The 20972-nt window shown below is 56.3% G+C and carries 24 protein-coding genes; 12 read left to right on the forward strand and 12 right to left on the reverse strand.

Annotated elements, in window-relative coordinates:
- Positions 1-29: 29 nt before the first annotated feature.
- Positions 30-1064 (reverse strand): RNA 3'-terminal phosphate cyclase, encoded by a 1035-nt coding sequence (rtcA, locus tag BD01_RS10000; RefSeq protein WP_042692639.1) that lies wholly within the window; start codon positions 1062-1064, stop codon positions 30-32.
- Between the two features lie 87 nt (positions 1065-1151).
- Here rtcA and BD01_RS10005 point away from each other — a divergent pair, with 87 nt between their 5' ends.
- Complete coding sequence (locus BD01_RS10005) at positions 1152-1706, forward strand: hypothetical protein (RefSeq protein WP_042692642.1); 555 nt, start codon at positions 1152-1154, stop codon at positions 1704-1706.
- Here the strand turns inward: BD01_RS10005 and BD01_RS10010 are convergent.
- The gene (locus BD01_RS10010) at positions 1687-2508 is read right to left on the reverse strand and encodes a hypothetical protein (RefSeq protein WP_042692644.1); all 822 of its coding nucleotides are present in this window, start codon (positions 2506-2508) and stop codon (positions 1687-1689) included. The genes BD01_RS10005 and BD01_RS10010 overlap by 20 nt on opposite strands.
- Before the next feature lie 9 nt (positions 2509-2517).
- Positions 2518-3030 (reverse strand): metallophosphoesterase, encoded by a 513-nt coding sequence (locus BD01_RS10015; RefSeq protein WP_042692647.1) that lies wholly within the window; start codon positions 3028-3030, stop codon positions 2518-2520.
- Positions 3031-3221: 191 nt separating this feature from the next.
- Here BD01_RS10015 and BD01_RS10020 point away from each other — a divergent pair, with 191 nt between their 5' ends.
- The 9 genes from BD01_RS10020 (at position 3222) to BD01_RS10060 (ending at position 13940) form a co-directional block, all read left to right on the forward strand.
- Positions 3222-3716, forward strand: a complete 495-nt coding sequence (locus BD01_RS10020; protein WP_042692650.1) for a Gins 23 protein — start codon at positions 3222-3224, stop codon at positions 3714-3716.
- Positions 3716-7837, forward strand: coding sequence for an intein-containing Cdc46/Mcm family DNA replicative helicase (locus BD01_RS10025; protein WP_042692652.1), 4122 nt, complete (start codon positions 3716-3718; stop codon positions 7835-7837). Before BD01_RS10020 ends, BD01_RS10025 begins: the two co-directional genes overlap by 1 nt.
- Before the next feature lie 44 nt (positions 7838-7881).
- A complete protein-coding gene (locus BD01_RS10030; protein ID WP_042692655.1) occupies positions 7882-8310 on the forward strand; it encodes a translation initiation factor IF-2 subunit beta in 429 nt (142 codons plus the stop codon).
- A 122-nt stretch (positions 8311-8432) separates the two neighbouring features.
- Positions 8433-10001 carry a carboxyl transferase domain-containing protein gene (locus tag BD01_RS10035; protein ID WP_042692657.1) on the forward strand — a complete coding sequence of 523 codons (1569 nt, stop codon included), beginning with the start codon at positions 8433-8435 and terminating at the stop codon, positions 9999-10001.
- 9 nt (positions 10002-10010) lie between these two features.
- A complete protein-coding gene (locus BD01_RS10040; RefSeq protein WP_042692661.1) occupies positions 10011-10382 on the forward strand; it encodes an OadG family protein in 372 nt (123 codons plus the stop codon).
- 2 nt (positions 10383-10384) lie between these two features.
- Complete coding sequence (locus BD01_RS10045; protein WP_042692664.1) at positions 10385-10843, forward strand: acetyl-CoA carboxylase biotin carboxyl carrier protein subunit; 459 nt, start codon at positions 10385-10387, stop codon at positions 10841-10843.
- Positions 10844-10849: 6 nt separating this feature from the next.
- A complete protein-coding gene (locus BD01_RS10050; RefSeq protein ID WP_042692667.1) occupies positions 10850-11989 on the forward strand; it encodes a sodium ion-translocating decarboxylase subunit beta in 1140 nt (379 codons plus the stop codon).
- A 70-nt stretch (positions 11990-12059) separates the two neighbouring features.
- Positions 12060-12902, forward strand: a complete 843-nt coding sequence (locus BD01_RS10055; protein ID WP_042692669.1) for a CBS domain-containing protein — start codon at positions 12060-12062, stop codon at positions 12900-12902.
- 36 nt (positions 12903-12938) lie between these two features.
- The gene (locus tag BD01_RS10060; RefSeq protein WP_042692672.1) at positions 12939-13940 is read left to right on the forward strand and encodes a homoserine dehydrogenase; all 1002 of its coding nucleotides are present in this window, start codon (positions 12939-12941) and stop codon (positions 13938-13940) included.
- On the opposite strand, the gene BD01_RS10065 is transcribed toward BD01_RS10060, so the two are convergent.
- Complete coding sequence (locus BD01_RS10065; protein ID WP_042692674.1) at positions 13927-14337, reverse strand: hypothetical protein; 411 nt, start codon at positions 14335-14337, stop codon at positions 13927-13929. The two genes, BD01_RS10060 and BD01_RS10065, sit on opposite strands and share 14 nt — an antisense overlap.
- Positions 14338-14349: 12 nt before the next feature.
- Positions 14350-14754, reverse strand: a complete 405-nt coding sequence (locus BD01_RS10070) for a hypothetical protein (RefSeq protein WP_042692675.1) — start codon at positions 14752-14754, stop codon at positions 14350-14352.
- 90 nt (positions 14755-14844) lie between these two features.
- On the opposite strand from BD01_RS10070, the gene BD01_RS10075 reads away from it, so the two are divergent.
- A complete protein-coding gene (locus BD01_RS10075) occupies positions 14845-15369 on the forward strand; it encodes an ASCH domain-containing protein (RefSeq protein ID WP_042692677.1) in 525 nt (174 codons plus the stop codon).
- Between the two features lie 88 nt (positions 15370-15457).
- Positions 15458-16402 carry a hypothetical protein gene (locus tag BD01_RS10080; protein WP_042692680.1) on the forward strand — a complete coding sequence of 315 codons (945 nt, stop codon included), beginning with the start codon at positions 15458-15460 and terminating at the stop codon, positions 16400-16402.
- On the opposite strand, the gene BD01_RS10085 is transcribed toward BD01_RS10080, so the two are convergent.
- The 7 genes from BD01_RS10085 to BD01_RS10115 all read right to left on the reverse strand — a co-directional run bounded on the left by BD01_RS10085 (position 16389) and on the right by BD01_RS10115 (position 20961).
- Positions 16389-17105 carry a ZPR1 zinc finger domain-containing protein gene (locus BD01_RS10085; protein ID WP_042692682.1) on the reverse strand — a complete coding sequence of 239 codons (717 nt, stop codon included), beginning with the start codon at positions 17103-17105 and terminating at the stop codon, positions 16389-16391. The two genes, BD01_RS10080 and BD01_RS10085, sit on opposite strands and share 14 nt — an antisense overlap.
- Positions 17106-17180: 75 nt before the next feature.
- Positions 17181-17576, reverse strand: coding sequence for a cell division protein SepF (locus BD01_RS10090; RefSeq protein ID WP_042692686.1), 396 nt, complete (start codon positions 17574-17576; stop codon positions 17181-17183).
- Positions 17577-17627: 51 nt separating this feature from the next.
- Positions 17628-17909, reverse strand: coding sequence for a hypothetical protein (locus BD01_RS10095; protein ID WP_042692689.1), 282 nt, complete (start codon positions 17907-17909; stop codon positions 17628-17630).
- A 27-nt stretch (positions 17910-17936) separates the two neighbouring features.
- On the reverse strand, positions 17937-18755 hold the full coding sequence (gene rrp42 / locus BD01_RS10100) for an exosome complex protein Rrp42 (protein WP_206203807.1): 819 nt from the start codon (positions 18753-18755) through the stop codon (positions 17937-17939).
- The gene (gene rrp41 / locus BD01_RS10105; RefSeq protein WP_042692692.1) at positions 18748-19497 is read right to left on the reverse strand and encodes an exosome complex exonuclease Rrp41; all 750 of its coding nucleotides are present in this window, start codon (positions 19495-19497) and stop codon (positions 18748-18750) included. The genes rrp42 and rrp41 overlap by 8 nt, the downstream gene beginning before the upstream one ends.
- Positions 19481-20254: an exosome complex RNA-binding protein Rrp4 gene (rrp4, locus tag BD01_RS10110; protein ID WP_042692694.1), complete on the reverse strand. Its 774-nt coding sequence runs from the start codon at positions 20252-20254 to the stop codon at positions 19481-19483. Before rrp4 ends, rrp41 begins: the two co-directional genes overlap by 17 nt.
- A complete protein-coding gene (locus BD01_RS10115) occupies positions 20251-20961 on the reverse strand; it encodes a ribosome assembly factor SBDS (protein WP_042692697.1) in 711 nt (236 codons plus the stop codon). Before BD01_RS10115 ends, rrp4 begins: the two co-directional genes overlap by 4 nt.
- Positions 20962-20972: the final 11 nt, after the last annotated feature.

Consider the following 20972-nt stretch of genomic DNA (forward strand, 5'->3'; position numbering starts at 1 on the left):
GGCGCGTTGAGCGATGAATAACAATACACTTAAACCTCCGCTTTCCTCACCACCCTCACAACCCCGGGCTCTCCGATTTCTCCCTCGACCTCGAAGGTTCTGCCAAGGAACTGCTCCACGACCCAGACGTTGGTGACGAGGTGGTTCGTGATTTCTGCAACGCCTATCTCTCCTCCCGTGAAGGCCATGAACGGTATCAGCTGGTCGCCTAGGAACCTGTCAACGGCCTTCCTTGGCGTTAGTTGCTCAATCAGCTCTTCGGCGGCTTCCCTGCCGACCACCTCAGCCGGCTTTCCGCGCTTTCCGAGGGCGTCTCCGGCTAACCTAAGCGAGTCCGTCTCGGCCCAAACCACTATCCCGCTTCCCGGCCCGAGGGAGCGCGAGACTTCCCTCTCAATCTCGACAGGGACGCTGTAGAGGCTCCTCAGCTTCTCTTCAGCTGACTTCGCCTGCCTTTCCGCGACGTGGGCGGGTAAATTCGTTGCGTGGCTTATTCCCGCGAAGCGCTCTATCTTACGCCACTCGAGGGCAACGAGGGGCTTTCTCTCCTCCCACCGCTCGACCCTTCCGAGGACGAGCCCACCGCCCTTTGGATAGTGGCCCCTCCTCCTGAGCTCAATCTCCGCCCTCAGCCCCATCTTTTCGAGCGCGAAGAGCGTAACGTGCCTCAGGTAGTCCACGGACGGGCTCCAGGGCACGTCGGTTCCGCCGGTTACCTCGAAGCTTCCTCCCACGAAGGCCATCGCTGGCAATAACGCCTGGAGGACGAGCGTTATGCTCCCAGCCGTTTTTATCGGGACTTTGATGTGCTTAGGCTCGGCCCTTCCGGGGACGAACTCAAGAACCGTAGAGCCGACTTTTGCTCCTTTAACCCTCGCGTTGCTCAGCTTCTTCAAAGCGAGAATACCGTGCAGGTGCTGGGGTCTTAGTCCGGGGTTCGGACGGTTTGCCCTTATCCTGTGAATCCTCACCGGCTTCCCGGTTATTACTGACAGGGCAACGGCCGTTCTGAGTATCTGCCCCCCTCCCTCGCCGTATGAGCCGTCTATCTCGACCCACTCCATTCTCCCACCGTAGTGGGATTCCCCGCGAAGCCTAAAAACCTGACGAAAGGCTTTTAGGCGGGCCGAACAAGGTGGCATGGTGAGAACATGGACGAGCTTGAGTTCTGCGTGAAGAGCCTTAGTTACCCCCTTGGAACTCTCCTCGAAACGCTGAAGCGAAAACCCGGTGAGAGGGTCGAGATTGATGGTGTGTATTTAACTCTCCCCGAGCTTCCCTTTGCTGTTAAGTGCTACCTGACCGCTAGGGCGCTCTTCGAGAGCCTCGACCTCGTTGACAGGAAGAGGCTCGGCGACGACATGGCGTACGTGGAGGAGTTCATTGCGAGGGTTCTATCTTCCCCGCTCGGAGAGAAAATCCGGCCGTACCTTGAGAAAGCGGGCGAGATTTCCATAATGGGCAGGCTCAACGTGAATTGGCTTGAGTTCGAGAGGCGGAGCGAGAAGCTGAGGCCCCTCTTGGAGCGGATTTTAGCGGGAGAAGAGCCTCCAGAAGTCTCTAACCTCTCGGTTGACGAGTGCCTTCTCCTGAGCTACCTCGCCGGCGAGCGGAAGAAGCGCGAGAGAGTCAACGCCGTCCTTGGGAAGCTCAACCCTGCCTTCAGGGAAGCTGTCAAGGCCTACTTTAAGGCCCTGAAGAGTTGAGCTCGACCGCTATTTTCAGGGCCTCTTCCCTTTCAAATCCTTTCCTCACGAGCGCCTCGACGAGTTTGGCCAGTTTTTCGACGTTGCGCAGGTTCAGCCTGTTCTCTGGAAGGGAAATCAGGCTCACCGGAACGTTGAAGCCGAGCCTCGCCGAGAGTTCGACCGCAAACTCCTCCCTGCTCAGAGGGGGAATCCTCACGAAGGCTGAGAAATCGAGGTTCCGATACCTGCCCGCGTCCTTCGTCTCGACGATTATCGGCCCGTCCCGCTCCCCGTTCAGGAGCTCCGCAACGGTCTCAACGCTCGGCTCGCGAAGGATTAGCGCGTTCGCAGGAACGAGCTCCGACAAGTCAACCCCCCTCAGGTTCTCAACGAGCGTATCGACGCCGAGCGAGAGAACTTCCCGCCAGTCGAGGGTTTTTTCCTCTTTTTCCCGCCTTTCCGAGGTAACCCTTTCGTAGAGGACCTCGCTGACGAGGGTTATCTGGTAGACCTCCTCGATGTCCTCGAGGGTCAGGATTCCGTTGGAGAGTAACTTAAGGCCGAGCCTCGCGAGGGAAGAGCTGAGCTCCTCCTCGCTCCTCGTCGTTATGGCCTTCTTTCCGGAAACGTCTTCCAGACCACGGCTCACGAGCCTGTAATCGGTGGGGAAGAGCCCCTTGGCGTTGAAGAACTCCTCCAGCGTTTCCTTGGCTTTTTCCTCGCTGACGGCGTAGACCTTCACGAACTCGACGTTTCCAGCCCTATCAACGCCGATGAAGACCACCGCGTCCCTCCTCTCGGCCGGCGTCAATATGTCCATCGGCTCACCTCATACGCTCATGGCCCCCAACAGCTCACCTGTCTCGATGTTGAAAATCTCCACAACCCTCTTCCTCGTGTCGAGTAAAGCGACGCTCTTGACGCCGGTTAAATAGCCGCAGACCTCGCCGGGGTTGACGAGTATCGTCCTGCCCACTTCCCTAATCTCGTAGCGGTGGGTGTGGCCGACTATAACCACGTCGTAGAGCTTGCTGTAGGCCAAAGCCTTAACGAGAACCTCGTTCGTCCCGTGAGTGACCGCTATCTTCATTCCGTCCGCCTCGACCTCGATGAGCTCGTCCTCTATCCCTAACGCTTTCCTCAGGCCGTCCCTCTCGCCGTCGTTGTTGCCGAAGACGCCTCTCAGCGGGGCCTTGAGCTTTCCGAGCTCCCTCGCGACGAAGGGGGCGATGTAGTCACCCGCGTGGATTACGAGGTCAACGTTCCTCTCGTTGAAGAACTCGACTGCCTTCCTTATGGCCGGGAGGTTATCGTGGGTGTCGCTCATTATTCCAATCAGCATTACGGCTCACCTTAAGGGGACTGCTCGTCCAAGTTTAAAGGGTTATCGAGGCTAAAAGCGTTCCCCTGCTCATCTGTGCTCATGAATGCATTCGAGTGGAAATCGAACTGGCATAATCCCGCGCAACACCGTTCTAAGCTGTTCCGACAAGGTTTATTAGCCGAAGACCTTAGGTCGTTCAAGGTGGTGGTATGTTCACCGGCAGGGCGCTCATCGCTGTGAAGGTGTTAAAACCCTTCTCGGACTGGAATCAGGGCGACATAGTCCTAATCGAGGACTGGAAGGCGAGGGAACTCTGGGAGGCCGGGGTAGTTGAGATTGTGGACGAGACCGACAAGGTAATCGGCGAGATAGACAAGGCCATAGCCGGGGAGCGCGAGAGCGAGCCGTTAACGGCACTCCCGGCCGGGCTCTACGAGAGGGCCGAGTTCTACCTGTATTACCTTGAAAACTACGTCCGCCTCAACCCGGGCGAGAGCGTCGAGACCATAAACGTCAAGCTCACCAAGCTTGCCAACCTCAAGAAAAAACTCCGCGATTTGAAGATGATACGCTTCAACAAAATCCTCAAAGCGGTCATGCTGAGGCCCAACAGCCTCGAACTGCTCTCGCGCCTCTCGCCGGAGGAAAGACGGCTCTACCTCCAGATGTCCAAGATAAGGAACGAGTGGCTCGGTGATGCCTGATGGACAGGGAGGAGATGATTTCGCGCTTCGCAAAGTTCCTCCGCGAGTACGTTGACGACGACGGCAACGAGGTCTACATCAACCGCCTCAAGGACCTCTTAACCGTAACGCCGAAGCGCTCCTTAGCTATAGACTGGGCGCACCTCAACTCCTTCGACCCCGAATTAGCGGAAGAGCTCCTCAACAACCCGGAAGAGGCGATAGCGAGCTGTGAGGACGCGATTCAGATTATCCTCCGCGAGCCCCCGCTCCTCGTTGAGAGGGAGCTGAAGGTTCACGCGCGCTTTTACAACCTGCCCCACACCTTACTCGTCAAGGAACTCGGGAGCGAGCACATAAACAGGCTTATCCAGGTCGAGGGAATAATCACGCGCGTCAGCGAGGTCAAACCGTTTGTTCAGAGGGCCGTTTTCGTCTGCAAGGACTGCGGAAACGAGATGATTCGCCTCCAGAGGCCCTACGAGAACCTCGTCAAGCCGGCCAAGTGCGACGCCTGTGGTTCAAGAAACGTCGAGCTCGACGTGGAAAAAAGTAGGTTCATCAACTTCCAGAGCTTCCGCCTTCAGGACAGGCCCGAGAGCCTCAAAGGCGGCCAGATGCCCCGCTTCGTTGACGCTATTCTACTTGACGATCTCGTAGATACCGCTCTGCCCGGCGACCGTGTTCTCGTGACCGGAATCCTGCGCGTCATCCTCGAGCAGAGGGACAAGAGGCCGATTTTCAAAAAGGTTCTGGAGGTCAACCACATCGAACAGCTCAGCAAGGAGATTGAGGAGCTTGAGATTTCGCCGGAGGACGAGCAGAAGATTCGCGAGCTGGCGAAGAGGAAGGACATCGTTGACGCGATAGTGGACTCGATAGCTCCGGCCATCTGGGGGCACAGGATAGTCAAGAAGGGAATCGCTTTGGCTCTCTTCGGCGGTGTGCAGAGGGTTTTGCCCGATGGAACGAAGCTGAGGGGAGAAAGCCACGTTTTATTGGTTGGTGACCCGGGTGTTGCTAAGTGCGTTGATTACCACACGAAGGTTCTCTTAGCCGATGGAAGCCTGAAGGAGATTGGCGAGATAGTTGACGAGGCCATCGAGAAGGCAAAAGCCGAAGGAAACCTCGGAAGGGTCGACGATGGCTTCTACGCGCCGATTGACCTCGAGCTATATGCTCTCGACGCGAAAACGCTGAGGGTCAGGAGAGTTAAGGCGAACATCGCCTGGAAGAGAACTGCTCCGGAAAAGATGTTCAGAATAAAGACAGCGAGCGGAAGGGAGATTCGCGTTACCCCAACCCACCCGTTCTTCACCTTCGAAAACGGCCAGTTCAGAACGAGGAAAGCCGAGGAGCTGAGGGTTGGGGACTTTATTGCAACTCCAAGGCGCGACAACGAGCCAAAGATAGTTCCTGAAACGGAAGATGAAGGACTTAGGAAGCTCCTCGAAGAGTCTGACATCTTCTGGGACAGGGTTGTCGAAATTGAAGAGTACAAGCCCGAGCATGCATGGGTCTACGACCTCCAGATTCCGGGGCACCACAACTTCATAGCCAACGACATCTTCGTCCACAACAGCCAGCTCCTCCGCTACGTTGCTAATTTAGCCCCAAGGGCAATTTATACGAGTGGTAAGAGTTCAAGCGCCGCCGGTTTGACCGCTGCAGCCGTGCGCGACGAGTTCACGGGCTCGTGGGTTCTGGAAGCGGGTGTTCTCGTGCTGGCAGATGGAGGGTTCGCGTTAATCGACGAGTTCGACAAGATGAGTGACCGTGACAGAAGCGCGATTCACGAAGCGCTGGAACAGCAGAGCTACCACCACGACTTTGAGCTTCTCTTAGCGGACGGCAGGAAGGTGAAGATAGGCGAGCTGGTGGATTCCCTAATCGAGGCCAACCGCGATAAGGTGATACTCGGCAGGGACACCGAGATACTGCCCGTTGATGACATAGAGCTTCTCGCGTACGACCTCGAGCGGAAGGAAATCGTGAAGGTCAAAGCGGACCGCGTGAGCAGGCACAAAGCACCTGACAGGTTCATACGGCTGAGGTTCTCGAACGGCAGGGAGATAACGGTAACCCCAGAGCACCCGATTATGGTGTGGGAGGACGGTGAAATAAGGGAGAAGCCGGCGGAGGAAATAAAACCCGATAATCTCGTCCTCGCGGTCAGGCGCTACCTTTCCCCCGAAGGGAACCACCTTGATGAGACCACGGCCAAACTCCTCGGCTTCCTCCTGTCGGAAGGCTTCAGCTACGCTAACCCCGGCAACGGCTACTATGAGGTAGGCTTCACGAATACCGACGAGAAGCTCGTTGAGGAGTTTAAAGGACTCCTTGAGGAGCTCGGCGTTAAGTACGGCGTTCAGATTCGCGAGAGGCCTGGCGAGAAGAGGCTTTACACGGTCCGCGTCATCTCTAAGGACTTCTATACCAAGCTTCTAAGCGAGTTCCCGGAGGCGTTTCCCGAGAAGGGTGACGAAAGACCCGCCCGCCGGAAGAGGGTTCCCGCCAGGGTTCTCGGTGCCGACGAAACCGCGAGAAGGGCCTTCCTCAACGCGTTCTTCAAGGGAGACGGCTTCGTGGACAAGTACCGCGTTGGATTCACAACGTCGTCGAGGGGCATGGCGGAAGACCTCCAGGACCTACTGCTGAGCCTTGGGATATACTCCTACATCTTCGAGGAGAAGCGGGGGGAGACGACCTACTACAAGGTCATCGTGAGCGGTACGGCCGACATGGAGCGCTTCGCTGAAATTGTCCGGGACGACCCGCGGATAGGGAAGATAGAGAAGCTCATCGAGGTCTCCAAGAGAAAGCGCAATTACCGCGACATCGTTCCGACTGAGGTGCTCGAATCCCTGAGGGAGGTTTTAAACGTCCTTCACGTGAACGACGGCGGTCTTACCAACAACATAACCGCCCGCCAGAACGCCAACAGAGAGCGCGTAATGGACTACCTTGCGAAGGCCGAAGGGAGAATCGCCGAACTTAAGAGCGCCCTTGAGAGGGGAGACGTTGAGGCGCTGAGGACCTTCGTTACTGTTAGAGAGCTATCGGAGAAGCTGGGCACTCCCTATTCGACGACCCTTTACCGGCTCAGGAGAGGACATAAAGAAACAACAAACGCTCTTCTCGAAATTGCAAGGGAAAGGCTTAGGGATGTTGAGAAAAAGCTCGATGACATAAAGGGACTTGTCGAGGGCAATCTCCGCTTCCTCAGGGTTACGAATGTTGAGGAAATCTCCAACGACCGCTGGGAGTGGGTCTACGACGTGACCGTTGAGCCGTACCACCTCTTCGTTTCCCACGGACTGGTTCTCCACAACACGATAAGCATCTCCAAGGCAGGAATTACAGCCACCCTCAACGCGAGGACGACCGTTATAGCCGCCGCCAACCCGAAGTTCGGTCGCTTTAACAGGCACAAGTCCCTCCCCGAACAGCTCGACCTTCCGCCGACCCTGTTGAGCCGTTTCGACCTGATATTCCTCCTCCTCGACGAGCCGGACGAGAAGGTCGACGCGAGCATCGCCGAGCACATACTCAAGGTCCGTAGGGGAGAGGCGGAAGTTGTTACGCCGAAGATACCCTACGACCTGCTTAAGAAGTACATAGCCTACGCGAGGAAGAACGTCCACCCGGTCCTGAGCAGGGAAGCGATGGAAGAGATAAAGCGCTACTACGTCAAGATGAGGAAGGGCCTTAAGAGGGGCGACGAGGAAGGCGTCCAGCCGATTCCGATAACCGCGAGACAGCTTGAGGCCCTCATACGTCTCAGCGAGGCCCACGCGAGGATGAGACTGAGTGAGACGGTGACGCGCGAAGATGCGAGAGCTGCCATAGAGCTCATCGAGGCCATGATGAGGACGATAGCCGTCGATGAGGAGGGCAACATAGACGTCTCAATCCTTGAGATAGGCAAGAGCTCCAAGAAGCTCAACAAGATAGAGAAACTGGTCGATATAATCAAGAACCTCGAAGGGGAAGGCGACTACGGAGCGCCGGCAGAGAAGGTAATCGAGGCCGCGAAGCAGGCCGGGGTCGGCAGTAAACGCGAGGTTGAGAAGCTCATCGAGGAGCTCAAGGCAGACGGCAGAATCTACGAGCCGAGGGCGGGCTTTTACAGGGTGCTCTAACAAAGGTTATAAAGCGAAGGGGAAACCTATGAGGGGGTGAGAAGATGAGCGAGAGCATTGACTTTTACGACTTTGAGAAGCTCCTCGATAAGGCTTACGAGGAGTTGCCCGAGAACGTGAAGTCCCACAAGTCCCGTTTCGAGGTCCCGCCGGCGGTCGTCACAATAGCCGGTAACAGGACGATAATCGAGAACTTCGTTGACATAGCAGAAGCGATGAACCGCGACCCGAACCATCTCCTGAAGTTCATCCTGCGCGAGGTAGCAACCGCTGGAACGCTCGAGGGCAGGCGCGTAATCCTGCAGGGACGCTTCACGCCGTACCTGATAGCCAACAAGATGAAGAAGTACCTCAAGGAGTACGTCATCTGTCCGGTCTGTGGAAGCCCCGATACCAAGATTATCAAGCGCGGACGCTTCCACTTCCTCAAGTGTGAGGCCTGTGGTGCCGAAACGCCAATCCAGCACCTCTGAGGTCTTCCTTCTTTTTTCCATGTCATTGGACAAATTATCCACTCTTGGATGAATTTCGCTCCTCAAAAACCCTTTTAAACTTTACAAACTACAAGCCCAAAGAAATCAAGGGGGTTACTCTTATGGGCATGGAGGAGAAGCTCAACGAGCTTTACGAGAGGAGGGAAAAGATTCTCGCCATGGGCGGGGAGAAGGCCGTCGAGAAACAACACGCCAAGGGCAAACTCACCGCCCGCGAGAGGATAGAAAAGCTCCTCGACCCCGGAAGCTTCGTGGAAATCGGCATGTTCGTCAAGCACAGGGGAACTGAGTTCGGCCTCGACAAGAAGGAACTGCCCGCTGACGGTGTCATCACCGGCTACGGAACCATCGACGGCAGGCTGGTCTTCGTCTACGCGCAGGACTTTACCGTCATGGGCGGTTCGCTCGGCGAGATGCACGCGATGAAGATAAAGCGCGTCATGGAGCTGGCTTTGGAGGCAGGTGCTCCGGTCATAGGCCTCAACGACTCAGGAGGAGCGAGGATTCAGGAGGGTGTTGACGCGCTCAAGGGCTACGGCGAGATTTTCAAGATGAACACGATTCTCAGCGGTGTCGTCCCGCAGATTACCGCGATAATGGGTCCCTGTGCCGGCGGAGCCGTTTACAGTCCTGCCATCGGAGACTTCATCCTCATGGTGGACAACCCCGCGAGCTTCATGTTCATCACCGGGCCTCAGGTCGTCAAAGCGGTTACCGGCGTTGAGGTTACTCCAGTTCAGCTCGGTGGAGCGATGGTTCACGCGCAGAGGGCCGGTCAGGCCCACCTCATAGGCAAGAGCGACGAGGAGGTTCTGGCTTTAATAAGGCGCCTCGTGAGCTACCTGCCGTCCAACAACATGGAGAAGCCACCTCGCGTCAAGACGAGCGATTTGCCCTTCAGGAAGAGCGAGAGGCTTTATGAGATTGTCCCGGACGACCCGAACAAGCCCTACGACGTCAGGGAGGTCATCTACGAGATAGTTGACCGCGACGAGAACGGCAACCCGGACTTCCTTGAAATCCTCCCCTACTTCGCCCCGAACGCCGTGGTTGGCTTCGGAAGGATGAACGGCCAGACCGTTGGTATAGTCGCCAACAACCCCAAGTACTTCGCTGGAGTTCTCGACATAGACAGCTCGGACAAGATTGCCAGGTTTGTTAGAACCTGCGACGCCTTCAACATACCGATAGTCACGCTCGTGGACGTCCCCGGTTACCTGCCCGGTGTTGACCAGGAGAGCAGGGGAATAATCAGGCACGGCGCGAAGGTCCTCTACGCCTACGCCGAGGCGACGGTTCCAATGGTGACCGTTATCCTCAGGAAGGCCTACGGTGGAGCCTACCTCGCGATGGGAAGCAAGCACCTTGGAGCCGACTTCGTCTTTGCTTGGCCGACAGCGGAGATAGCGGTCATGGGTCCGGAGGGAGCGGCGAACATCATATTCCGCAAGGAAATCGCCCAGGCTGAGAACCCGGAGGAAGTTAGACAGCAGAAGATAGCCGAGTACCGCGAGAAGTTCGCCAACCCGTACGTCGCCGCCGCGAGGGGCTACATAGACGACGTCATCGACCCGGCGGAGACGAGGGCGAAGGTGATTATGGCGCTCGAGGCCCTCGAGAGCAAGCGCGTCAAGCTCCCGCCGAAGAAGCACGGCAACATACCGCTGTGAGGTGAAAGCATGAGCCAGTTTGCCGAGGGAGGATGGATTACCGTCATAGGAATCACCGTCGTCTTCGCCATACTCACCATTTTGGCCATAGTGATGTACGCCATAGGTGCCTTCGAGCGCGGAATGACCGGAAGGGCCAAGAAGGCCGAGGAAAAGACCGTCGAGGAGACGAAGGAAGAGGTCGAGGCCCCGGAGGAAGGAATTCCCCCGAGGGATTTGGCAATCATCACCGCCTCAATCCTCGCCTACCTCGCGAAGAAGGCCGAGGTTGCCAGGCCGTTGCCCTTTAAGAGGAAGGTTTCCGACGCCTGGCGCCTCTACGGTTTACAGAGCGGTATGAATGAGGTTGAGAACTTCAACTACGAGATGAGGAAGTGGTGAAGATGAAGGTTAAGGTCATCATCGATGGAAGGGAGTACGAGGTTGAGGTTGAAGAGCTCGCCGGTGGAAAGTTCAGGGTCAGCTTCGAGGGCAAGAGCTACGAGGTCAAGGCTGAAGGCCTTGGAATGGCGCTTCCGAGCGTTCCCGAAACTGCCAGCACTCCGGTTCCTGCTCCAGCGCCCGCACAAGTTCCGGCCCCTGCCCCCGCTCCGGCGCCGGCTCCTTCGTCTGCTCCCGCGAGTGCTTCGCCCAACACAGTCACTGCCCCAATGCCTGGAAAAATCCTGAGGGTTCTCGTGAGCGAGGGTCAGGAGGTCAAAACCGGCCAAGGTTTGGTTGTGCTTGAGGCCATGAAGATGGAGAACGAAATCCCCGCTCCGAAAGACGGCGTTGTGAAGAAAATCTACGTGAAAGAAGGCGACACCGTCAACACCGGAGACCCACTGGTTGAGCTCGGGTGATGGAGCATGACGAGCTTCGTGGACTTCCTGAGCACAATGGGCCTGCTCCACCTCACGGTAGGGAACATCATCATGATTGCAGTGGGCCTGACGCTGGTCTACCTCGCGATACGCTACGAGATGGAACCGCTGTTGCTTTTGCCCATAGGCATCACGGCGGTTCTCGTTAACCTTCCCCTCAACGGAATCGCGAACTGTCCGACCGTCGGTGGGCTGTGCTCTCACCCCGGTCTTCTTGACATAGTCTACCACTACCTCATCAAGACGGAGATAGTGCCGCTCCTCATATTCTTCGGCCTCGGAGCGATGACGGACTTCGGACCGCTCATAGCTGACCCCAAGACGGCGCTCCTCGGTGCCGCGGCCCAGATAGGCGTCTTCGTGGCGATGCTTACGGCCCTCGCGCTGGGCTTCAACATACACGAGGCCGCTTCGATAGGAATAATCGGCGGTGCAGACGGCCCGACGACGATATACCTCACCACCAAGCTCGCGCCCCAGATACTCGCTGCAACGGCCGTTGCCGCCTACAGTTACATGAGCCTCGTCCCATTGATTCAGCCGCCCATCATAAAGGCGCTAACAACGCCGGAGGAAAGGCGCATAAGGATGGAGCAGTTGAGGCCGGTCTCAAAGCGCGAGAAAATCCTCTTCCCGATAGTCACGATGATAGTCATCGGCCTGCTCGTCCCCAGCGCGGCACCACTGATAGGAATGCTCATGATGGGCAACCTCTTCCGCGAGAGCGGCGTCGTTCCAAGGCTCACCAAGGCGGCACAGGAGGAGCTCATGAACATCGTGACGATATTCCTCGGCCTCGGCGTCGGCTCAACCATGCGCGCTGAGAGCTTCCTCACGCCCCAGACCCTCATGATTCTCGGTCTCGGAATAGTGGCCTTCGCCAGCGCAACTGCTGGGGGAGTGCTCTTCGGAAAGCTCATGATGAAGCTCTCGGGCGGAAGGATAAACCCGATGATAGGCGCCGCGGGAGTTTCGGCGGTGCCGATGAGCGCGCGCGTTGTGCAGAGACTGGCCAGCGAGGAGGACCCCGGCAACTTCATCCTCATGCACGCAATGGGTCCGAACGTCGCGGGAGTCATCGGAACGGCCGTCGTTGCCGGTGTTTTCCTCGCCCTCCTGGGCTGACGTTTCGCCCATTTCCTTTTCTAAAACCTTAAATAGGGGGACACCGTCTTAGGTTAAGCGGTGGTAGAACATGAGGGTAAAGACCCTGATGACAAAGGACCCAGTGGTAATACAGTTGCCGGCGACGAGGGATTACGCACTTGAGCTGTTCAAGAAGCACAACGTTCGTTCCTTCCCGGTCGTTAACAAGGAGGGAAAGCTCGTCGGGATAATAAGCATAAAAAACGTCCTCATACATCCTGACGAAGACCAGCTCGCCATGCTCGTCAGACGGGATGTTCCGACGGTCAAGGCGAACGACGACCTCAAGAAGGCCGTTAGGAGGATGCTCGAGACCGACTACCGGCGCGTTGTAGTTGTTGATGACGAGGACAGGCCGATAGGAATACTTACCGTTGGCGACATCGTTAGGCGCTACCTGGCCAAGAACGAGAAGCTCAAGGACATAACGATTGAGCCCTACTACCAGAGGAACGTTGGCGTCGTCTGGCGCGGAACTCCCCTCAAGGCCGCGCTCAAGGCCCTCCTCCTCTGCAACGCAATGGCGATTCCGGTCATAGACGACGACGGCAACCTCGTCGGTATGGTCGACGAAACCGACCTCCTTAAGGACGGGGAAGTAGTTAGAGTCATGAAGCAGACTGCGCTGGCCGCTTCAAGTGAGGAGGACTGGATTCTTGAGAGCAACCCGACGCTCCTCTTCGAGAAGGCCGAGCTCCAGCTCCCCAAGAAGCCGGTCGAGGAGATAATGAATCCGAACCTGGTCGTTGCCACGCCCCACATGAGCGTCTACGAGGTTGCGCAGAAGATGGTCCAGCACCACATCGAGCAGCTGCCCGTCATCAAGGGTGAGGGCGAGCTCGTCGGCATAGTCAGGGACATGGACATAATCAAGGTAATCCTCAACAAGTGATTTAAGCCCCTCCTCCTTTTCTATTCCGGTGGTTGGATGGAGGTAAAGGTTGGGCTCTTCGGCTTCGGCAACGTTGGCAAAGCCGTTGCTCGCGTTTTGATTGAGAAGGAGCGCTTCTTCCGAGAGAAATACGGCTTATCCTTCAGGGTCGTCAACATCTCCGACACGAGAGGAACCGTGTGGCTTCCCGAGGGCATCGATTTGAGCGAGGCTTTATTGGTCAAGGAGAACTTTGGAAAGCTCTCCGCGTGGACGAACGACTACGAGGTCTACAGCTTCTCGCCGGCTGAGGCGGTTAAGGAGATTGAGGCCGACGTGGTTATTGACGTGACCAACGATGGAAACGCCCACGAGTGGCATTTGGAGGCGCTGAGGGACGGGAAGGCTGTCGTTACGAGCAACAAGCCACCACTGGCGTTCCACTACGCGGAGCTTACTGGTGAAGCCGAGCGGAGAGGCCTGCCCTACCTCTTCGAGGCGACTGTTATGGCAGGGACGCCAATCATCGGGCTCCTCCGCGAGAACCTGCTCGGCGACACGGTAAGGAGAATAAAGGCCGTCCTGAACGCGACGACGACGTTCATACTCTCAAGGATGGAGCAAGGGATTGACTTCGAGAAGGCGGTAAAGCAGGCCCAGGAGCTTGGTATAGCCGAGAGGGACCCGAGCGGAGACGTCCTCGGAATTGACGCCGGCTACAAGGCGACTATACTCCACTGCGTTGCCTTCGGGCCGATTACCTTCGACGAGATTGCCGTCAAGGGCATCGCGGAGGTTACGGTTGACGAGGTTAAGAGGACCCTCGCAAAGGGAAAGAGGATTAGGCTCGTCGCGACAATCGAGGAGAAGAGCGTTAAAGTCGCTCCAGAAGAGGTCTCCGGTCCGCTCGCGGTTTCAAGCAACGAGAACGTTGCCCTAATCGAGACCGACCTTCTGGGAGAGCTTCTTGTTAAGGGGGCCGGCGCCGGATTGAAGGAGACGGCAAGCGGGGTAGTGAGCGACCTCGTGAAGGCATCGCTGAAACTCAGGGCAAGGTGATTTCTTTTCCTTCGGCCTTTATTCTGAGCTCCACTTTGCCAAAGCGATGTCTAATCGCGCGGATTTCCAGCGTTCCACAGGGAGTTTCGAGGGTTTTCTCCTCGAAGAGGGGGAAGAAGTCCCTTGCGAGAACCTTCCCCTCCGTGTCCTTGAGGGTTATGGTGGACGTCGCGTAATCAGGAACGATGAGGAGCGTTTTTCCGTTGCAATCCACTCTGAGGGCACGAAAGCGGTTTGCCAGGGCGAGGAAACCGAGGGCTATAAAAACGTTCATCAGCGGTAGGACTGGCCATTTCTCAATTAATCCAACCGCGAGGAGAAGGAGTGAGAGGGCAAGGTATGACAGACCAAACTTCCAGAGGCGCTGGTTTTTGACACGGGTCTTTTTCACGTTCACTTCACTGCCCCCTTAGGGCAGACGGTACCTCCTACCTTCCACCTCAACAATCAGGACGGTTCCGAACCAAGCGGGATTGTGGTAGAACTTAACAGGGACTCCGCACACGGTGGTCTCAACGGGTTCTTCCACCCAAATCTCCCGTGAGGTGTACTTATCCTCCAGAATTATGACCTTCTTCAGGCCATCGTGGGCCGAAATCTCGCAGACCCTTCCGTCATTCTCTATCCTTAAAACCGGTGTTCCCCATATTGCCCGCCCCAGGAGTGGTCCTATTACAAAGCTTCCTACGAGGATGTAGAAAGCAGTGGAAGGAATTTCGAGAAAGAGAAGGAATACTAAGAGTACAAGCCCTACCACGACTCCAAGGACTGACGCCCTAAGCTCCTTCCGCCGGGTCTTTTTAACGGTTACCATCCTAATCCCTACTAAAATTCAACCTTGGGAAGTTAAAAGCTTTGCCCAAACCTTTTTATTCCCTCCTTCGAGGGTTCGCCAGGTGAAAGCATGGAGCACGTCATAGCGCTCCACCAGGTTTACGCCGAGCTGATATTCAGGGGCCTCAAAACGGTCGAGGTCAGGAAGAGGAAGGCCTTCGACGAGGGTGACCTGGTGTTCCTCTACATAGCGCGCGGAAACCCCTACGAGCTGAGGGACACGCTGAGGAGGCTCAACCTTCACGAGGAGCAGACGCTAACCCGGAGGGGGACAATCGCTGGAGGCTTCGAGGTCGGCGAGGTGATAAAGGCTGACCTCGAGACCCTCTGGGAGATGGCGAAGGACACGAGCGGTTTAACCCTCGTTCACGGCGAGAACGGGAAGAACTGGCTGGCCAACTACATCAAGGACTACGGCTACGTTTTCACAATCGAAAGGCCGTTCCTCTTCAAGGAACCGATGAGCAGGGAGGAGATGAAGGAGCGCTACGGAATCCACGTCGAGGGCATAATTCACCTCTCAAGGAAGACGAGGAAGCCTTGGGTAAGGGCTTTAATCGAGGATTTGCTCGCGAGGGACTACTTCTACCCCTGATGATTTTAGGGCTTCCTAACGCGCCTGCAAACCTTTTTAAGCTCCTCTTCCCCAGTTCTCGACTACCAGCAAAGTGGATGTGTTCTGAATGAAGTTTGGGATTAGATACGTTCTGGCGTTTCTTCTCGTGGGACTTGTTCTCGCGGGAAGCGGGTGTATGAGCTCCGGGACGAGCAGTTCAACGCCGTCCGCGACCGATACCTTCTCCGAGAAAAGTTCCGAGAAAACTCCGACCGAGACAACCAAAGACGTCAAGCTCAACGCCGACCTGCCCGTCACGCTCAAGTTCGACACGATGAGGGCCGTTGTATCGGACGTTGACGAGCCCCTCATCGAGGTCATAACGAGCGAAACCGGGAGCACCGACGCGGTCGTGGTCGTCCCGGAGGACTCCTATAAGGTTCTTGAAACCGACGACGGCTACGTCGTTAAAATAGACTACTCAGACGGCTACTACGTCAACATTGACTACTCCTACAGCGACGATGAACCCCTCAAGACGTTCTATTACCTTGAAACCGACGATGACTACCTCGTCGTCAAATCGCGCGACTATTTTGGCGCGGTTGACGACACCGACCTGGGTGGCGACATCGAAAATGCGGTGGAGCTGGCCAAGAGCGCGGACAACCTTGGCGAGTACACCCTCATGGTGGCCGAGCCCAACGGTAAGCACATGACCTTCAACCCGAACAGCGATGACGTTGACATCCTCACGGGCAACATTTACATGGCCGATGAGGACGTTGCGAAGGTTGACAAGCCCTACGTTTTCATTCAAATCGTTGACAACGGCGATTCACTCGACGTGAGCGACGTCACCAAGGGCGTCGCCGGCGACATGGCCTTTGGAATACCCTTCATACTTGAATACTCCAACTACGTGAACGGCGACGACATCTTCAGCGTCATCGCGGTAAGCATGGACGACTATAAGAAACTTGCGAACGGGGAAGCTGAACTCAACTTCGACGGAAGAAACGTGGAGGTAAATGGAATCGAGGACAAGGTCTTCGTCCTCATTTCTCACTGAGCTCTTTCCCCTCTTTTTTGGTTTCTTCTGAGTTTTTACCGCCTTCCCCGGCTTCTTGCCCCTCAAGCTCCTCCGGGTTAACTATCTGGTACGGTCCGAGGCTCAGCTTCTGGATTTCCTCCTCGGTTAGGAGCCTGCTCCTGACCTTCTCGCCTATGAGCGCGCTGTTGCCAAGGGGGTCAGCTATCTTTACCGTCAGCGGCTTCTTCCCTTCCTTGACGTCCTCGATGTACTGCAGTATCTCGTCGGCCTTCTTTACCGCTTCCTCGTCACCTTCCTGCCTCCTGAACTCCCTCGCCATTAGCAGGGTTTCGCGAACGCGCTCAAGAACGCCCTCGACGTTCGTGATGAAGCCTTCTGCGGCCGGTCCCGGTTCAATCTTGACGCCTATCTCCTCCAGCTCTATCGTCCCGCTCTTGCTCCTGACGACGCGGGTGAAGAGGTCCTTCTCGTTCTCGACCTTAACCGTGTAGAGCTTCGGTGGCCTGTCCTCGAGTATCATGACGTCAGCGTTTCTGTAACCACACTTCTCGCAGATTATCGTGCTCTCCATGACCTTGCCGAAGTAGGGAATCTCGTGGATGTGCTGAATGGCCTTGAGCGTTCCCTTTCCACCGCAGATGGGGCAGTCACCGAGGCTTATGACCTGAACCTCGCCGAGTTCGGGATTAACCTCAACCTTCTCGCCTTTCTTCTCGCCCATGAGCATCACCGAGAAGAGAACCAGGGATGCCTTTATAAAGTCATGGTTTCGGTTGAAGTTTGAAAAAGGAAAACCTCATTTGGCAATCTTTATGTCCTCGGGAAGGAGGATGAGCTTAACCTCGGTCTTGCATATCTTCGCCGCCTGCCCGCCGAAGGCGTTGACCATGCCCTTAATCTGCTCGGCGACCTTTTCAAGGACGTCGGGCCTCTTCTCGAGCGGGGTCAGGTCAACTATGACTATGTTGCCCTCCTGAAGCTCGCTGGAAATCCTCTCAAGGTCGGAGTAGCTGGTCACGGTTATCTTCTTCAGGTAGCGAAGCTGGGGCTTAACGAGCTCCTTAGCAAGAACATCCTCCTCAATCGGTACGACATCGATGTCATGCCTGGGAGCGACTTCCTTCTTAACGCTCGCGGGAGGTTTCATTTTAGGCTTGTTCTCCTTCTTTTTGAGGCTGTCAAACAATCCCATGAGGGTTCCCCCCGGTTAATCGTAAAGCCGTTTAGTTTTATGCCTTTTCCTTTATAGCTCTTTCCCAAACTCCTTGGGGCTCTCCTCGCGAAGCTTGAAGAGCCCAAAGAAGGACAGGGAGAAAGCCACAACGCCCGAGAGCATCACAAGGGCGCTTGGAATGCCCCATCCCTTCTTTCCGGCGATGTAGAGACCCCACACGAAAAGTGCCAGGCCCCAGAGAGCCGTCGTGAGGAGCAGGTCTTTCTTCCTATCCTCCCGCAGAAGGAGGTAGACGGTTCTCACCGCGAAACCGGCGAAAATCACTGACGCAACGATGCTCATGAAGTCCATCGCCACCACCGGAAAAGAGGGAAAGGGTCAGGCCTTTCCAACGGCCTCAAGGACGATTTTCCTGAGTTCCTCGGCCTTCTTGAAGGCGGTATCCACTGCGTACATGACTTCCTCGAGCTTGAAGCTTCCGCCCTCGCCCTTCTGAACCGCTGAAATGTGGCCGTTCTCGTCGGTGGTTATCGTAATCCTGCCGTCCATGACGCGCTCCTCGTCTATGTTGGGGTCAACGACCATCGTGTTGCCGATTTTCGCGAAGGTGACCGGTATCGGGACGCTCTTAACCGGCAGGGGCTCGTACTCGTCGAGTATCTTTACCTCCCCGCTCTCTTCGTCGTACTCAATCTTCGGAATCTTGGTGCTCATCAGGGCCGCTATTGCACCTATTCCGCTCGCGTCGAGCAGGTTGCCGTCGTGGTCGAGAACGTGGACGTCGATGAAGATAACCCTGACGAGCTTGCCGGGGACGATGACGAGCTTCTCGAGCTCAACGGCCCCGCTCTCCCTTATTCCCCTGTCCACAACACGGGCGAGCTCGATGGCGTTCTCGTCCGGCGGACCGGGCTCGAAGGTCGGCGAGGCAAGGGGAACGAGCTCGACGTTGGTCGTCATGACGCCCTTCTCCGGCAAATCCGGAAACGGCTCGCCGAGGTCAACCTTTATTCCGACGAGGACCTGCGTGTTGCCGAGCCTGACCCAGGCAGAGCCCTCGGCCTTCTCTATGACGTTGACCTTGACCTCGAGGTCGCGGTAGTCCTCGAAGCCCCTTCCGTCAATCCTCTTGCCCTCCCTGAGGAGGTTTATGATGTGGTCGCGCATTATGCTGGCCATGACTTCCATCTCACTCATTGCCCGCCACCTCCTGGGCTATGCGGAGGTATTTTTCTTTGAGCGCTTCCCTCTGCTTCTGGTAAACTGCCTTGGCTCCCTTTATGGCGAGCTTCACTGCCTCAATGAACTCCTCCCTCGTCAGGTAGCCGTCCATCTGAAGGAGCGTTATGTCGTTCTTGAGGGGCATTATTGCAACGGGAACGTCTGCTTCACCGTAGTTGTCCTCGTCCTTGTTGAGGTCGAGGACTATCTCTCCGTCAATCTTTCCGGCGGCGCACGCTGCCACGAGGTCTTTCATCGGTATTCCAGCGTCCGCGAGGGCAAGCGAGGCCGCGGTTATTCCGGCAACCCTTGTCCCTGCGTCGGCCTGGAGAACCTCTATGAAAACGTCTATCGCCGTTCTCGGAAACATCTCGAGGATTAGGGCCGGCTCAAGCGCGCCCCTTATGACCTTGCTTATCTCGACGCTTCTCCTGTCCGGTCCGGGCTTTTTCCTTTCCTCAACGCTGAAGGGAGCCATGTTGTAACGGACGCGCAGAATTGCCCTGTCCGGCCTCTGGAGGTGCTTGGGATGAATCTCCCTTGGGCCGTAGACGGCGGCCATTATCTTGTTCTTGCCCCACTCGACGTAGGCCGAGCCGTCGGCGTTTTTGAGGACGCCAACCTCCATTTTAATGGGCCTAAGCTCGTACTTCTTTCTGCCGTCGATTCTCCTACCGTTCTCGTCGATGAGCTTTAAACCCTCAGGCCTGCCCATCATCATTCTCACCTTCCTTCTCCTCAAGCTGGGGGATTTCCTCAATAACTCCCTGCTCCTTGAGCTCCCTGAGCCTCGAAAGCAGGTACTCCTTGACCCTGTCGGTCAGCCCCTGCGTGTGGCTCTCGCGGTCAACCTTGAGTATCGCCTCTATCGCGAGCTTCTCGAGCTCGTCGTTCTTTCCGCTCACCCAGACCCAGCCGTTCTGGCCCACTATGATTCTCGTCCCGGTGAGCTTCTTAATCATGTTAATCATCGAACCGCCCTTGCCGATGAGCCTCGGCACCTTGGAAGGCGTTATCGTGACGAGCTGTCCGCCCCTGAGCGGGCCGCCCTTGAAGGGCATCCCCTTCGTTGTGAGGTCAATCTGGTTTATCTCGTTGAAGGCCTTCACCTTGGCGTAGATTATGTCGCCTATGTCGTAAATCTTCCTCAGGTCGGTCTTGAGCAGGTCTATGCGCTCCTCAACAGCGTCCTGAACGCGTAAATTGGCCTGGTACGGTGCCCCTATGTCAACGGTCCAGTTGGAGAACTTGACGTCCACTATCTTTCCGAGGACGTTGTCCCCGACCTCTGGGATGTAGGGCCCCTCGAGCGGAATGACCCTTATGAGGTCTCCCCTTATCTCGACGAGTCCTATCACCGTTGAGTAAATCCTGTTGCCTTCCCTGAAGGTTCCCCTTCCGTTCTTAAACGGCCCCTGGGCGAGCAACGTCCCAGGGACCACCAGTTCCCTTGGTTTTACAAAAATCCGCCTCATAGTCCCTTCCTCTCTACAAGTTTAGTAAGAGCGGTGCCCTTCGTCAGGGCGTTAAGCTTCTCATAAAACTCCTCCTCGATTCCTCCGGGAATCTCGATGAGGAACATCCACGAGCCGTCGCTGGCCCACTCCTCGCGCTTTATCGTTCCGAACTTTCTAACCTCGCCGTAGGCTTTCCCAACGTAGTCGCTCGGTATCTTCACCGCTATGACCTTGACCTCGAGCTTTATCGGGAGCAACGGTCTAATCGCCTTGATAACCTTCGGAACCTGAGCTTCGGCGTCCTTGAAGAGGTCAATGTGAACCCCTGCCTCTTCCATTGCCCTCAGGATTCTGTCCACCGGGTGCGGATAGCCGGTCCTCGGGTCAACCGCGTGCCTGTGGATTATCGTCGCTATGTAGCGCTTCTTCTCCTCGAGCATCTGCCTCCTCTGCTCCGCGGTGAGCTGAACCTCGCCCTTTTGGAGGATTATTTTTGCAACCTCGTAGGGGTCGCTGGTTCCGAAGATTTTCTCCATCTCGTGCTCGCTGGCCTTGTCGCCCTTGTGGGCATCTTTGAAAACGTAAGGAGTTGCGAGGATTTCTTCTATGGGAACCTCCTTGCCCTCCTTGAAGTCCCTCGCGAGGTAGGGGTCAACGAGTATCTCGAAGGTCTCGCCGTGCGTCTTCAGACGGGCGATTACCGCTTTGTCAACGCTAATCGGCATCGCCCGCCACC

Source organism: Thermococcus nautili, assembly GCF_000585495.1.
GTDB lineage: Archaea > Methanobacteriota_B > Thermococci > Thermococcales > Thermococcaceae > Thermococcus > Thermococcus nautili.